Annotated in this window: 11 protein-coding genes; 2 read left to right on the top strand and 9 right to left on the bottom strand. The window is 33.6% G+C overall.

What is annotated here, in order from left to right; translation table 11 throughout:
* The first annotated feature begins 172 nt into the window (after nucleotides 1-172).
* The gene (gene brnQ, locus N178_RS00555) at nucleotides 173-1,525 is read left to right on the top strand and encodes a branched-chain amino acid transport system II carrier protein (protein ID WP_045289585.1); all 1,353 of its coding nucleotides are present in this window, start codon (nucleotides 173-175) and stop codon (nucleotides 1,523-1,525) included.
* A 1,316-nt stretch (nucleotides 1,526-2,841) separates the two neighbouring features.
* Here the strand turns inward: brnQ and N178_RS00560 are convergent.
* The 9 genes from N178_RS00560 to N178_RS00600 all read right to left on the bottom strand — a co-directional run bounded on the left by N178_RS00560 (nucleotide 2,842) and on the right by N178_RS00600 (nucleotide 14,851).
* On the bottom strand, nucleotides 2,842-3,600 hold the full coding sequence (locus N178_RS00560; protein ID WP_045289586.1) for a DeoR/GlpR family DNA-binding transcription regulator: 759 nt from the start codon (nucleotides 3,598-3,600) through the stop codon (nucleotides 2,842-2,844).
* A 282-nt stretch (nucleotides 3,601-3,882) separates the two neighbouring features.
* Nucleotides 3,883-5,049 carry a Gfo/Idh/MocA family protein gene (locus N178_RS00565; RefSeq protein ID WP_045289588.1) on the bottom strand — a complete coding sequence of 389 codons (1,167 nt, stop codon included), beginning with the start codon at nucleotides 5,047-5,049 and terminating at the stop codon, nucleotides 3,883-3,885.
* 35 nt (nucleotides 5,050-5,084) lie between these two features.
* The gene (locus tag N178_RS00570; protein WP_045289590.1) at nucleotides 5,085-6,008 is read right to left on the bottom strand and encodes a sugar phosphate isomerase/epimerase family protein; all 924 of its coding nucleotides are present in this window, start codon (nucleotides 6,006-6,008) and stop codon (nucleotides 5,085-5,087) included.
* A gap of 84 nt (nucleotides 6,009-6,092) precedes the next feature.
* Nucleotides 6,093-7,526 carry a sugar porter family MFS transporter gene (locus N178_RS00575; RefSeq protein WP_080890116.1) on the bottom strand — a complete coding sequence of 478 codons (1,434 nt, stop codon included), beginning with the start codon at nucleotides 7,524-7,526 and terminating at the stop codon, nucleotides 6,093-6,095.
* A gap of 980 nt (nucleotides 7,527-8,506) precedes the next feature.
* Nucleotides 8,507-9,538, bottom strand: a complete 1,032-nt coding sequence (locus N178_RS00580) for a LacI family DNA-binding transcriptional regulator (protein WP_045289592.1) — start codon at nucleotides 9,536-9,538, stop codon at nucleotides 8,507-8,509.
* Between the two features lie 1,105 nt (nucleotides 9,539-10,643).
* Complete coding sequence (locus N178_RS00585; protein ID WP_152640829.1) at nucleotides 10,644-10,853, bottom strand: twin-arginine translocase TatA/TatE family subunit; 210 nt, start codon at nucleotides 10,851-10,853, stop codon at nucleotides 10,644-10,646.
* A gap of 67 nt (nucleotides 10,854-10,920) precedes the next feature.
* The gene (gene efeB / locus N178_RS00590; protein WP_420329673.1) at nucleotides 10,921-12,123 is read right to left on the bottom strand and encodes an iron uptake transporter deferrochelatase/peroxidase subunit; all 1,203 of its coding nucleotides are present in this window, start codon (nucleotides 12,121-12,123) and stop codon (nucleotides 10,921-10,923) included.
* Nucleotides 12,124-12,180: 57 nt separating this feature from the next.
* Nucleotides 12,181-13,344, bottom strand: coding sequence for an iron uptake system protein EfeO (gene efeO, locus N178_RS00595; protein WP_045289901.1), 1,164 nt, complete (start codon nucleotides 13,342-13,344; stop codon nucleotides 12,181-12,183).
* A 19-nt stretch (nucleotides 13,345-13,363) separates the two neighbouring features.
* Complete coding sequence (locus tag N178_RS00600) at nucleotides 13,364-14,851, bottom strand: FTR1 family protein (protein ID WP_045289597.1); 1,488 nt, start codon at nucleotides 14,849-14,851, stop codon at nucleotides 13,364-13,366.
* A gap of 170 nt (nucleotides 14,852-15,021) precedes the next feature.
* On the opposite strand from N178_RS00600, the gene N178_RS00605 reads away from it, so the two are divergent.
* Nucleotides 15,022-15,303 (top strand): hypothetical protein, encoded by a 282-nt coding sequence (locus N178_RS00605; RefSeq protein WP_045289599.1) that lies wholly within the window; start codon nucleotides 15,022-15,024, stop codon nucleotides 15,301-15,303.
* Nucleotides 15,304-15,316 lie beyond the last annotated feature (13 nt).

Consider the following 15,316-nt stretch of genomic DNA (forward strand, 5'->3'; position numbering starts at 1 on the left):
CGAATAATGAACGGAAAATTGATAATTTTTTAAATTTTATCAAAAAAGTTTATTTTTTATATTGAAATATGTAATTTGACTGTTTATAATACAAAAAAGATAAGTTATTTGCAGTTAAAGTTATCTGAAAATTTAATTTTTTATGAAGAATATTATTAATGGGGGTTTCACCGTGTCAAACAAAGTACCGTTTTCTTTTATAGTAATCATTGGTTTAATGTTATTTGCATTATTTTTTGGAGCTGGAAATTTAATATTCCCTGCCATGCTTGGTCAGTCAGCGGGAGCAAACATCTGGTCAGCAAATGCGGGTTTTTTAGTTACTGGAGTAGGCTTGCCTTTACTTGGTGTACTAGCTTTTGGATTTTCTGGAAAAGAAGATTTACAATCATTAGCAAGTCGCGTACATCCTATCTTTGGTTTAGTATTTACAACTGTTCTTTATCTAGCTATTGGACCTTTATTTGCTATCCCACGAACAGGTAATGTCTCTTTTGAAATTGGACTTAAACCTTTCATTTCTGAAGGCTCTAGTTCTATAGCTTTACTCATATTTACTATTATATTTTTCAGTATTACATGCTTTTTTTCTCTCAATCCGGCGAAAATTGTCGATATTGTCGGAAAATTCTTAACACCGATTAAATTAACATTCATTGGAATTCTAGTTCTAGTAGCTTTTATTCATCCTATTGGAAAATTTCAAGCACCTACAGAAAGATATGTAACAAACTCTTTTTTTAATGGATTCCAAGAAGGATACCTAACAATGGATACTCTTGCATCTTTCGTTTTCGGAATCATTATTATCAATGCAATTAAAGAGAAAGGCGCTAAAACAAAGAAGCAAATTATAACTGTTTGCCTAAAAGCTACGGGAATTGCTGCTATTATTCTTGCAACTATCTATTCTGCCCTTTCATATATGGGTGCTTCAAGTGTAGAAAAGCTTGGGCATTTAGATAACGGAGGTGCGGTCTTAGCAAAAGTATCTAATTATTATTTTGGAGAATACGGAGGCGTACTGCTAGGCTTAATGATTACAGTAGCTTGTCTGACAACTAGCGTAGGACTTATTACTGCATGCTCTTCTTATTTCCATAAATTATTACCATCTATTTCTTATAAGAAAATTGCGATTAGCCTATCCATATTTAGCGCAATAATCGCAAATGTCGGATTAAATCAATTAATTTCTTTTTCAGTACCTGTTTTAACAGTTCTCTATCCATTAGCAATTGTTCTAATCTTTTTGACATTCCTTCATTCTTTATTTAAAGGATGTGCTGAGGTATACCAAGGTAGCCTATTCTTAACGTTTGTTGTAAGCCTAGTAGACGGATTAAATGATTTTGGCTTACACATCTCTGGTATCGATCAATTATTTACTTACTACCTCCCTCTTTACCATATCGGATTAGGCTGGATATTCCCAGCAATCATTGGAGGCCTTTTGGGTTATGGAGTTAACTTATTTAAAAACAAAGAGCAAATTACTTCTAGATCAACAAGGTTAAATAAATAATAAGTTCACTTTAATTATCTTAAATAAAACAAATACAATACAAAAAGAGTCTTTACTTCTTATGAGTCAAAGACTCTTTTTGTGAGTTTTCTAATATATTTAGACGATGCCTCTTCTTTTGCATTTTTTATAATTAATTTAAATGAATAATTATATTGTTCATAAAACTAGTTCGTAAAAGTCTGTATCTTCAAGAGGGCGTTCGTAAATTCTCTTTAAACCTAAATGAACGATAAAAATAATAGATTTTTTATATACACAAATTGTTTGTAAAGGTATACTTTTACGGACAAGATATTTAAATCTATTACAAGACGTTAAAGTAATTATTAGGGTTAATAAAATAGAAAGCTGCCTCCGAGCTTCAGGATAGGCAGCTCTTTATAAACTTTAAAAATGAACAACTAGTGGTCTAACTCTGTAGTTTTCCTAGTCGTTGAAATATAAACGTTTGGCTGATGCTCTATTGCATCGTAAGTATTTTGCTCTAGTTATTGTACTTTATTTATGATAGGCAAAAAACTGTTTGTGACTTTGATTAAGTTAAGGTAAGAGTGAATACATAACTTTTTTGTAACGTTATTAATTTAGAAGATATAACTAAAAGCATGGAGAGGAGTCGAGGAATTTTTTAATAAAAAAACCGATTCTCATTTTTATCTTTGGGAATCGGTTGGTGGATCAGTTTTATATTCCATATAGATTTTCAACTAAAATCATCCTTACTTTACTTTTGTTTTTAAAATTGCATTTCCATAACTATCCATTGATTTAATATATGCTTCTCTTACGTTAGAAACTAATTCAATTATTTTTCTCATTTTGTTTTCCTCCTTTATGATTTGTTGTTTTAATTATGTCATGTAGGGTCTTATTTAAGCAAAGTCACTGAAAACGGAAACAACAGCCATGAAAGCGAAAACATTGGCATTTAAAGCGCGTGAAATGTAGTGTTTTCTTACTATTTCGTGTCTTTTCTCCATTTTTCAGTATTTTTTAGTAAAATTAAAAATTAAACGAAAATCCTTTAGGTTTTTCTCTTTTAGTACATATTTTTCCTTGTTTATGTCGAGACCTCAATAAGAAGAGGCAGAATGGCGTCTACTGTTATATTAAGTTATTTACTTTTGATAATACTTGTTATGATAACTAAAATAAGAATTTGTTTAACTTCTTTTTAAGACTTTAAAGGTTTCCCGACAATCAAAAAAACCTAATCCGGATTTAGATTAGGTTTTGGCTTTAATTAAAAAAGATTAATTATTACTTAATTGAATTATTAGATTAGAGTATCAAACAGATAAAATAATAATTGTTTATTCCTTAGTAACGATAAGCTCAATATTATTTTCTTTAGCATAATTTTCATAACTTTCATCTGGAAAATCATCCGTTATTAAGTAATCAATTTCTTCCAACCCGCAATAAGTGACCATGGCATACTTGTCAAATTTAGTATGATCTACTAATAAAAAAACATCTGCGTTTCCCTTTACTATTATTTCTTTTATTCCACTTTCAATGGGCGATGAATTTGTGACTCCATTTAATATTGAAACACCTGTTGAAGCCATGAATACCTTATCAAAATTATATTTCTTAAAAGAATCTGCATGACTATGACTAGAAAATGATTTAGTAGCACGTTCGAGTAAACCGCCAGTTGAAATCACACTTAAACTTTCAAAGGGTAAGGCTTCGATTATAATATCCAGGTTATTAGTAATGATAGTCACTTGTTTGTTTTTTAGAAATGTAATCATTTCTAATGTAGTTGTACCTGAATCTATAAATATTACATCTCCATTTTCTACATAACCAGCTGCAGTTTTAGCAATTAACTTTTTTTGAAACTGATTTCGTGCTTTTCTCTCGTTAAATGATTCAAGTTTTGCATGGTTTATAGCTACTCCACCATACACTTTTTGAACCATCCCTTCTTTAATTAGCTTTCGAATATCACGTCTAATTGTGGTCTTGGAGACACCAAAAACAGTACTGAGATCATCTAACGAGGCAGATTGGTGTTCAAAAACATATTCCTGAATTTGTTGAATTCGCTTAGTTTTTAACATTCCCATCCTCATCCTCAAATTGTAAATTTAAAGTCAGTTCCCTCAAATGAGTCCATAGTTATATATGCTGAAAATCTCTTACTTTTCATTAATAATCACTGCGCTTTTTCAAGTGAGAATTATTTACTTCACCAAGAGATATTAAGTTAATGCTTGATTATCCAGAGAATAAAAGACTAAAAAATGCTTTACCTCTTAATTGAAGTAAAGCACATTTTCAAATTTTAATTGATTCCTCTATACATCAGTTATATATAGAATAAATTAAATCACTTTTGAAAGTTATTGATACTCTACCCAAACAGCACCATTATCAGCAGAACGTACACAATTCTCTACCCATCGAACCCCTTCCACTCCTGCTTTAATATCTGGATACCACATATTCTCTAATGTTTCCCCACGGTCTGCAGCATCCATCGCTAAGGCGAAACGCGCGTATAGATTTGACCAGCCTTCAAATAGCCCCTCAGGGTGTCCTCCACCTATACGATCATCAACTAATGCTTCAGGGTAAAGGTAATCCATTCCTCGATCTAAAACCTGAGCTGGCTTACCTTGGATCTCATAGCGTAATTGATTAGGGTGCTCATCCCACCATTCAATACTAGCTTTTGAACCAATCACACGGATAGTTTGGCCATGCATAGAACCAGCATTTACGCATGATGACCAAACGGTTCCAACCGCACCATTATCATATTCCATAATTGTAAAAGCGTTGTCTTCAAGTGGAGCGCGACTTTCTACAAAACTTTGACGAGAACACATTAATCTCTTGATTTTTAGGTTAGGCAACATTACCTCAGACAAGTAAAGAGGATGAGTGCCTACATCACCTAATACATAACTAGGTCCAGCTACTTTAGGATCAACACGCCACTTTGTACTTGCATTACCTTTCTCTACTGCGGATGAATGGAAACCGTGAGCAAATTGCATTTTAACAATTCTAATTTCACCTAAATCTCCATTTGCAATCATTTGACGTGCTTGTTCTATCATTTGATGTCCTGCATAACCATATGTAACCCCAACAACACGATTCTTCTTTGTAGCAAGAATCTCCAATTCTTCTGCCTCTTTACTCGTAAAACATAATGGTTTCTCACATACCACATGTAAGCCAGCATGTAATGCCGCCTTGGTAATTTCAAAATGTGTTGCGTTTGGAGTAGCAATTGAGACAGCTTGAATGCCGTCTTCACGTTTAGCTTCTTCTTCAAACATGGTTTCATAATCAGGGTAGCAACGCTCCGGATCAACATGTAAATTGACACCAAAGTCCTTCCCACGTGCTGGATCGATGTCAAAAGCTCCAGCAACTAATTGAAAGTTATTATCTCTTAACGCAGCTGAACGGTGGATATAACCAATTTGACCTCCTTTTCCGCCGCCTACCATTGCCCAACGAATTGGACTTTCTATCTTTTTCTCTCCGTAAATCATTCTCTACATCCCCTTTTCTCTCAACCAAATTTTTATTAATACCCCACACTTTTTAAATAATCAACGCTTTGTTTAACATCACGTAAACTCGTGTCAGAGTTTCTAGGATCTCGCTCTTGTTCAATTGTGATGTATCCATGGTAATTAATTTCTTTCAATAATTTATGAATCAAATTGTAATCAATGACGCCTTGTCCAATCGGGCACATAACCCCTTTACCGCAAGCATCGAAAAAGCGAATACGTTCTTCCATTACTTGTTTATATATATCAAGATCAATATCTTTAAAATGAATGTAATCTAATCGATCTGAGCACTTTTGAAGCCACTCTAACGGATCCATTTTTGAATAGTATAAATGCCCTGTATCTAGGCAAAGCCCCGCCACTTCATAAGGTATATCCTCTAAAAGTTTTTCAATTTCGTCTTCAAATTCAATGTAACCACCTGCGTGTGGATGAATGACAGAACGTACTCCATATTTTTTCCATGCCCTTTCTGCCAGTGCACGAATATGGCCCATCATATTACCCCAGTCCCTTTCAGATAATCGTACTGCCTTGTCAGGGTGACCCGCATAATAATCTCTCTCATCATGTCCCCAATCAATAATTACCAAATAGGGAGTTAGAAATTTTTGTTCTTTTTCTTGTGGAATTGAAGGTAGTTTTGTTATTAATGAACAAATATCATCGACCTGATGCAATAAGTTTTCTAGGTTAGACTCTGATACTAAATCATCAAAAATAGTTCCTGCTATTATCGTTAAATCATTTTTAGAGAGCTCTGCTTGTACTCTTTCAATATTCATGGGTATATATCCATATGGACCTAACTCAATCCCTTTATAGCCAGCTTGTGAAGCTTCATTTAAAACTTTCTCCCACGGTGGAAGATATGGGTTTCTGGGATCATCAACGCCCCAACAACAAGGCGCCCCTGAAATTTTTATACTCATCTATAACCCTCCTATTTTCTATATATTTAATTAAGCGTTTTCATATTATTGTTTAAGTGTTCTTCTAAATCCCAAAGTTTACTTCTACTGGGCCTTGTCTATTGGAGTAATATTACTTTTCTTATCATATTTTAAACGAAACTCTTCTTCTAGTTCCTCAAGTGAACGGCCATTTGTCTCCGGCATAAATTTATATACAAACCAAATACCTAATAATCCAAGGAATACGAAACTTAAGAATGTTGCGGACAAACCAATAGAGCTTAGTAAGACCGGAAATGAAAAACCAATTATACAGTTTACTATCCACAAGAAAAATATGCTGATGCCCGAACCAAGTCCTCTTAATCTCTGTGGGAATATTTCTGCAATAACTAAAAATGTCACTGGACCTATGCATCCCTGCATGAATGCAAGAAATAAAACAGTTAAAGAAAGTACAACATACGGAAGTAACGCAGAGCCTTCAAGTATATTAGAAAATATGGAAATCAGTAAAAGCGCAGATGAAGTTCCAGAAAGCCCAACGATTAACATAGGACGACGGTTAACTTTTCCAACCAGCCATATACCGAAACAAACAGCAATTACCGAAATTAGCCCGTTAGCAATGTTAGCAATCAAAGCTGCTTTTGTACCAAAACCAGATTCCTGAAGAATTTGAGTGCCATAATACATAATTGAGTTAACACCGGTAATCTGATTAACAACAGCCACTCCAATTCCAATGAATAAAATACGCTTCAGCCAAGGTGTAGAAAAGTCTTTAATGGAAGCTTTCGGAAGCTTTGAATCTCGTTTTACTGCCTCTTGTATTTCTTCAAATTCAGCTTCAGCTTGCTTTTCATTCCGAATTTGTTTTAATACCCGTAAAGCCTCATCTTTTCTTCCTTTGGAAGCTAGCCAACGTGGGCTTTCTGGAACAATTAACATACCGATAAACAACATTACAGCTGGAATTGCACATAAGATAAGCATATATCGCCAGACATGTCCAATATCTCCCCATACCACACCAAGAATAGCATTAAAAACGTAGGCCAATAATTGCCCTCCGGTAATCATAAGCTCGTTTTGGGTAACCATTCTTCCCCTTTTGTCTGCTGGTGCCATTTCTGCTAAAAAGGCTGGTACCATTGAGGAAGCTCCTCCAACGGCTAGACCTAGCATAAATCGGAAAAATACCATAATTGGAACGTTAGGAGCAAAAGCTGTGCCAATCGTTGCAATTAAAAATAATAAAGCAAGATTTAGAATTGTTTTTCGACGTCCATAGTGATCCGCCAGTCGTCCACCTAAAAATGCACCGATTGCTGCTCCAAAAAGCAATGAACTTGTAACAAAACCTTCTGTAAACGGTGTTAAATTAAGTTGATCAGCTCTGGACATAAAAGGTAGGGCCCCATTAATTACCCCCGTGTCATAGCCGAATAAAAGTCCACCAAACGTAGCAGAAACCATAATGGTTTGTAAATAACTCTTATGATTTTTTGGCTTTTTAATTGCTTGATTACTCATGCATTATCATCCTCATTGGTCATATTTTATTAACTCCAATTAATGCATTAATTCGTTTGTCCTTATTTCTCAAACTAACAAGATAAAAAAAGCTTGTGATAACATTGATAGGTAGCGCTTTCATTTACCTTAATAAAAGAAAATCACCACTCACTATTGGTAAAACTGAAGTATCTTAAATAACCTTACTCTACATCCCTATATCCTTAAATTTCTTTATAACAACTTACTTTCTATAATTATCAATTTCGTTTTCCATTACTAACTATGTAGTAGATAGATTATATAGTGTTTGTCCCCTCACTTTTATCTCAATTTTTTCATCATTCTATATTCATCTCCTCCTCTAAATCTTCTTTACACATATATGGACTACTCACAAAAATGTAAAGCGCTTTATATTTTGTTTAAAGCTATACAATAAGCATTTTTAATATATTGTTTATTCAAATTACCGAAAGCGCTTTATATTTTGTAAACTAATTGTATAATATTCAGTATATTTTGTAAATATATTTTTGAGGTCTATATTCTTATTTTTATTATAAGGTTCATTTCATTTATGGTGGAAGGCAGCGATAGTTCAATAATGCCTATCCTTTTTAGAAAAGATAGTCTATTTTATACAATGGATAAATTTAAACATAAAGCGCTTTATATATTGCCTTTATAAAAATTAATCGACCATTTTTGTATTACCACACTATTCTACATACTTTATAAACCTTAAATTATAAACTTGAACATGTAAAAGCATATTATTTAACCGATATATTTGAGAAAAAGGCGAGTTTATTATGGAGTCTTTGCTTCATAATTAAAAGTGATGCTGAGCATATATGCATGTTCAGCATCACCATAATATAAGAATTCAAATATTAAGCTAGCTTTATTAATACCCCAGTGGCTCTTTTTAACATGAATTTGTTAGCTTTTTCTGTTTATTTTTCCTTTCCAAATACCACAACTATATTGGTAAATCATTCACTTTGTAGAGGAGCTATATTTCTAGATTGTACCGGACAAAAACTCGTTGATTTTCTAATAATCAACTTAGGTAACATTAAAATCTTTTGTTTCTCTATTGTTTTCCCTTTTATCTCTTCGATAAGTAAATCCACAGCTTGAGAACACATATTTTGAACAGGTACTTCTACTGTTGTTAAAGGAGGGTCACAACTTTTAGATAACAAGGTATTATCAAATCCGGTGATGGACAGATCTTCAGGAACTTTTAAACCTTTTTCTCGTGCTCCCAAAAGAGTTCCAATTGCTAATACGTCGTTACAAGACATAATTGCAGTAGGCGGGTTGAAAGAATCCAATAAGCTTGTTGTTAAAAGCTGTGCATGTTCCGGGCTTGAATCACTAGTCATAATCAGTTCTTCAGGAATATCCAAATCATTATCTTTTAATGCTTGTTTGTATCCACGTATACGCTCCTGACTACTTGAATTGTCCTCTGCAATAACTGCAATTCTTCTATGGCCTAGAGAGATTAAATGAGAAGCTAACTCATATCCACCAATAAAATTATCAACCGTTACGGTGGTAAGAGATGAATACGGCTGAGATTCAGAAAGAAGTATAACTGGAATATTATCCTTTACCAATTCTAAGGCTATTTCTCTGTTTCTAAAGCCACCGGCTAGAATAAATCCATCTACACGTTTCTGTCTTAGCAAAGATACGTATCGTTCTTCTTTCTCTAACTTCAAATCGGTACTACAAACCACAACATTAAATCCATATTCATGTGCCCGGTCCTCTACTCTACGAGCCATTTCTGCAACTATAGGGTTAGCTATATCCGGTAACAGAAATCCAATTGTAGATGTTCGCTTCCCTGTTAAGGCAGATGCAACCACACTTGGTTTATAATTTAGTTCTTGCATTACTTTTAAAACTTTTTGTTTTGATTTCTTTCCTACTGGTTGATTATTTAAAACCTTTGATACTGTAGATATAGAAACTCCTGCTTTTTCTGCTACATCATAGATAGTTGATTTCATTCATTATATACCTTCTTTCTATCATACGATTCACCAGTTCAGTTACTTTTATAGTAACTTCCTTAATCGGCTTTATAACCTTAAATAATTAATGCGATAACTTCTGTTTTTTGTCTCTTTTACTCAAGAATACTTATTAATTGATATAATCACTATTGAAAAGCGCTTTAGATATGTTAAACAAAAGATATTATAAACAATCTATAATATCTTTTATTTCAAAAATATAGAAAGCGCTTTATATATTGTTATTATATATATATATTCCATTATTCTCAATGTTATTGGTATTAAATTACAGATACTAGTGAAACTTATCTCTCCTGTTAGACATACTTTTATGGAGGAGAGATAAATCTATTACATGATGTTAAAATTATTATCGTTGACAAAATAAAAAGCAACCTCGGCAGTGGATGCGAGGTTGCTCAAAAATAGGGTTACGTTGAAATTTGTAAAAATAGTCTGATCTTTAATATAGCATATTTACACTTAAAATCAATTATTTAGAGGTTTCAGCATATGTATAAAAGGAGCTCTTTTTATACATTCTCGTTTCTTTCAACTACCCAAAGAACGTAGTCATATCAACGATGTATAAAAAGACGCATACTCAAGCAAAAGAATCCTTAGCTGAACCCTACTGCCGCAAGGGTTCTTTTGCTTGCTTGGTTCCGGAAAGAGACATTATGTAGACTAAAAATAGATATGTTAAATATATGTTATAATGTAATTGTAAGGAAATTGAGGTGTGCGATTTGAAAGAAAAGATATTTACATTAGTTTTAGCGCTTGTCTTCTTAACATTCTATATTACTCATACATCTGTTGAGAATTTATCACCTCTAAAACTTTTATTTATCCCAACAATTTTCTTTTTGGCCTATTTAGTTGATCGCAAATTAGGTAAAGATAATACTAATACATAAGCATATAGAAAAAGTCCTCTTATTTGAGTTTATAGCTCAATAGGAGGGCTTTTTTGGTTCTTATAATTGTGATTATGTTAACTAGCATCCCTATTTGAAATTACTTAAGAGCCAAGTTCTTTACATATAGAGAACTTGGCTTCTGTATTTATCAGAAAATAACATAGCCCCATTTATTAAAGAGATGTTTTGTCATCTTTCACTTCGTCTTTTAATGATTTTTTTTCCTCTTTATCATGGTCCTCCATAATTCCTTGGGTTGCATTTTTAAATTCACGAAGTGTTTTACCGGCGGAACGTCCTAACTCAGGTAGCTTTTTGGGACCAAATATAATTAAAGCTGTCACACCTATTAAAATTGCACTTCCAGGTCCTACCACTACAATCACCTCATTTCCTATCTATAACAGTACTAAAAAAACAGATATCTAACCTGATAAAATTCTTATAAGCTTATTCTAACAAAGACTGTGCAATGTACTCTCCTTTACGGATTCCGCGAGCACAAGCAAACATTGCACTACCTATATGTTTCGTATACTCATTTAATTTATCCTGCTGAGATAACACCTTAAGCATTGGTATAAATTGTGTGTCAGGATTCTTTTGATAACTAATGAACATAAGTCCTGCATTTATATTCCCTGTTTTAGGATCTACCCCATCTGTATAAGAATACGCTCTTCTATAAATCTCTTGTCTCGTTCCTTTTGCCAAAGCTGTATGAGAAGTAGGAGGCATTTGCATAAGACTTACTTTATCGTGTTCTTTTACTTTGCCGTAAGGAGCCCCACTATCTTTTTTTCGACCAAACGTGTCTTCTTGGTCTTTAAGAGATGATCGATCCCATACTTCTAAAAACATCTGGATTTTTCTAAAAGCCATATAAGTTCCACCTTGCATCCATGTTGGCTCTGAATTATTCGCCCAAATAATTCGATTATGAGATTCAGAATCGGTAGAAGAAACATTTGCCGTACCATCTTTAAAGCCAAATAAATTCCGAGGGGTTTTCTCATCGGGAGCACTAATAAAACCAGATTGCATCCATTTTACTTCTGCTACGCCTACTGCTGATTTAATAAGGTTGCGTACAGCGTGAAATGCCACTTGTTGATCATCTGCACAAACTTGTACAGAAATGTCTCCTCCTATAAAAGGCTCTTGCAAATCATCTCTTGGCATTGCTGGAATATCCTTAAGGTGCTTCGGCTTCTTATCAGCTAAACCAAAACGATCTTCTCCATTCTTAGAAAAGAAAGAAGGACCAAAGCCAAATGTTAAGGTCAATCTGGAAGGAGTTAAATCTTTTGCTTCTCCTGTATCTTTTGGTGGAAGCCAATCATTATTATTGTCTTTACTAACTTCTCCCTGAGTCATAGATTGACTCAACAACGTCCACTTTTTGAAAAGATCTATAACTTTATCTTTTTGATCTGTTAGTAAATCAAAAGCAGCTACATAAGCATATGTTTGCTGAGGCGTTACAATTCCTGCTTGGTGTTTTCCATTAAAAGAAATAATAGAATCATCTACAGAATTGCTTGAGGCTTTCTCGCTTGAATTTCCTAGCCCATTAGCCATATTAGCTAAAACGCCGATACTACTTGTGCTTACCGCAACACCTACACCCGTTAATACTGACATTTTTAACATATCACGACGCGTGTATTGTTTGGGCCTCTTCGATTCTTTCACGTTCATTCTCCTTTTTTATTGAAATATCTCAGCTGTTTGGGCCATAGATTCCGATAATGTGTTTAACTGTTGACTCAGTTCCCGAATCTGTTCCTTCGTTAATTCTGTGTACGGAAGATACGTTCCATCTTTTTGGTATTTCCCTAAGGTAGCTGTTAGTTGATTAAATTCTTTATCTAATTGCTCTGAAAGATCTGGACTTTTTTCATTCAGAATTGGTAAAACAGCATGATAGACAGCTAGAGAACCTTCTACATTTGAAGCTAAATCTACTAGGTCAATATGAGAGTATCTTTCCTCTTCTCCAGTCACTTTTGAAATAGCAGCTTCATTTAACAGTTCCATTGAACCAGCGACTACTTGTGTAGGTTCTAATTTAACTTCTTTTACTCTTTGCTGTAGATCCTGTACATCTTTATTTAGTTGAGTTGCATATTGATCCATTCCTTCTAAAGAAGAGTCTTTCCAAATTGCTTTTTCAATACGATGGAATCCTCCCCATTCTGAAGCGTCAACATCACCTTCACGAGCATCAATTTTTGGATCTAGGTCACCAAAACTTTCGGCAATTGGTTCAATACGCTCATAATATACACGAGCTTCTGTATAAGAAGCTTTCGCCTTTTCCAGATCTCCTGCCTTCACAGCATCTGTAAAGGTCGTAGTCGTTTTTACTAACTGTTCTGTTTGGTCATTTACATACGTTTTGTAATTATTAACAGCTTTTTTCAATGCTTCTGATGTCTTTGTCGCTGTTTCTTTCGCATTTTTTAGATTTTCCAACGAACGATCTAGCTGAACACTTAGTTCTTGCACCTTTTTCTGATCAAGTGAGCTTTTTTCTATTTCAGTAGATAGTGGAAGGATATATTTTTCTGTATCTGTGTATAGAAGTGGGTATTTCTCACGAATGTTATTTTCATAAGATAACCACTGATTGTAGAGCTCTTTCCCATATTTCTTAATTTGTTTTTGATCCTGTTTTTCTAAACCACTCTGCAGTTTATCAAGCGTAGTTTGCATCTTATTTACGTTACTTTTTAAAGTATCTTGTTTACTTTCCTTCCCTTGACTTGCTGCTTGTTTCGTATCATCCTGAGCACTAGAATTTGTTGAATTACTGCATGCACCTAAAGCTGGTACAGTTAGTAAAGATAGGGTAAGTGCAGTGTAAGTAATTTTTTTAGATAAGAACATGTTAAATAACCCCCTGGTTTTTTTGATCTGTATTGTTTGTATTGTTTTGTTTCTTTTTCTGAACTATCAGTATTAATAAAGCAAATCCAATTATAAGAAGTTGTGGCAATGTACTATACCAAGAAGGATATACACTTAACACATCAATGGTTGGAATGAGGTTTGTACTTAATGAAGGAACTATTCCTGATAACTGCAAACTATGTACACCTGACCCCATAAATTTGAGACACATATAAAACACGATAATACTAGAAATAAAGAAAAATGGTTTTAATGGCAATTTAATACCAATCTTCAACATGAAAATTCCAATAGCAATTAGAACTCCAAAACCAATTGCTATCCCCAAAATTAATTGTGAGGAGGACATTTGACTAGCCATACCAATTAAAAAGAGAACTGTTTCAATTCCTTCTCTTAAAATTGCTAAAAATGCTAGTATTGCGAATGAAAACATCTTTCCATTACTAAGAGCTTGTGCTGTTTTTCCGTTGATAAATTTGTTCCACTTTTCAACATTTGAGTTGCTGTGTAGCCAATAGCTAACATATAAAAGCATGAGGCTGGCAACTACTCCTGAAAAACCATTGATTAGGAAGTTGTTTTGTCCGAAAGTTGCAGAGTTTAAAACATAAGTAACTAGAAAGCCAATGACTAGACTGCAAAGAATACCTAATGAAGCTCCTCCCCAAACCCAACGGTTTCCTTTATTTGAAGGCCCCTTTTTGGTAATTGTCAGAAGCGCTCCAATAACTAATAAAGCTTCGACTCCCTCTCTAATTGGAATAAGAGCTGCATCCCACATACTATACGAGGTGTTAACTAATGGTTTTAAATCAATAATCATTTTATCTATAATTTCAATACTTTTGTTAACCTCTTTAGGATTACTTAAAGATGAATCCAACTCTACTAATCTTCTTTCTGAATTATTGTAGACAGTCTGAGATTTTCCTACAACATTCCCTTCTACACTTAGCCATTGGGATGTTAACTCTTGTACTTGAGCCTTTCCTTTTGCTACATCTTTGCTTTCTAAAGTTTTTTTAGTGTTTTCTAAAAGTTTTACATATGACGCTAGACTTATTTCTTTATCTGATTGTGGTTTATCTGTCAATTGGCCCTTGCTATATTGATTTAAGAAACTCTTAAGTGATTCTAGAGATTCTTCGGCTTCTTGTTTATCTTCATTTAATAAGGCTATAGATATGGCAGCTATTTCTCTTTCAATTTTGCCATGAGCATATAAAGAATCTTTTTGAATGCCTGCCTTCATTTGCGTCCATTCTTGTTTGAATAACTGAAACGATTGATTAGCTCCGTCTAAATCTTCCTTTTTCATATCGGAAATAGCCTTATCTATATATTGAATAGATTGCTTTGCTGTTTCTTTAGAATTAGTTTCTTTTGCAAAAGAACTGGTAGTAGTAAATGAAATAACTATTAGTCCCACGGCCATTAAAATAATGAAGATTTGTTTTATCATGCCTAACACTCCTATATAGTAATGAAAATCATTATCATTGACCTCTTAATTATCATTAGAATATAATAACTTGTCAAACAAAATTTAAAGGAAAAAACATCCAAATAAAAACAAGGAAAGTTATGCATTTTATCCTTTGGATATGTAATGCGATAGGAGGGAATTTAATCTTGGCTCAATTTATTTGTCAAATATGCGATTCTGAGTTTAAAAGTTATAATAAAAATGCGAAATACTGCTCTCAATCATGTAAAGGACAAGCCTATATTAAACATTCAATTAAAGAGTGTAAAATCTGTAGAAAAGAATACAAACCTATACGGGCTACAAGTAAGTTCTGTTCTCTTAAATGTTGTGCTGCAGATAAGAAAAATAGAGTTGTTCTTATCCCTCTTTTCTTATCGTCACAATATACGGATTTAGTTACTATAATGAAATTTCCAGAACTATAAGAACGTTCAATGA

It is taken from the genome of Priestia aryabhattai B8W22 (assembly GCF_000956595.1).
In the GTDB taxonomy this organism is placed as follows: domain Bacteria; phylum Bacillota; class Bacilli; order Bacillales; family Bacillaceae_H; genus Priestia; species Priestia aryabhattai.

What these genes read in the sequence shown, in the direction of transcription:
- N178_RS00560 (WP_045289586.1), bottom strand. Translation starts at nt 3,600, where the DNA reads ATGTTAAAAACTAAGCGAATTCAACAAATTCAGGAATATGTTTTTGAA.
- N178_RS00565 (WP_045289588.1), bottom strand. Translation starts at nt 5,049, where the DNA reads ATGATTTACGGAGAGAAAAAGATAGAAAGTCCAATTCGTTGGGCAATG.
- N178_RS00570 (WP_045289590.1), bottom strand. Translation starts at nt 6,008, where the DNA reads ATGAGTATAAAAATTTCAGGGGCGCCTTGTTGTTGGGGCGTTGATGAT.
- N178_RS00575 (WP_080890116.1), bottom strand. Translation starts at nt 7,526, where the DNA reads ATGAGTAATCAAGCAATTAAAAAGCCAAAAAATCATAAGAGTTATTTA.
- N178_RS00580 (WP_045289592.1), bottom strand. Translation starts at nt 9,538, where the DNA reads ATGAAATCAACTATCTATGATGTAGCAGAAAAAGCAGGAGTTTCTATA.
- efeB (WP_420329673.1), bottom strand. Translation starts at nt 12,123, where the DNA reads ATGTTAAAAATGTCAGTATTAACGGGTGTAGGTGTTGCGGTAAGCACA.
- N178_RS00600 (WP_045289597.1), bottom strand. Translation starts at nt 14,851, where the DNA reads ATGATAAAACAAATCTTCATTATTTTAATGGCCGTGGGACTAATAGTT.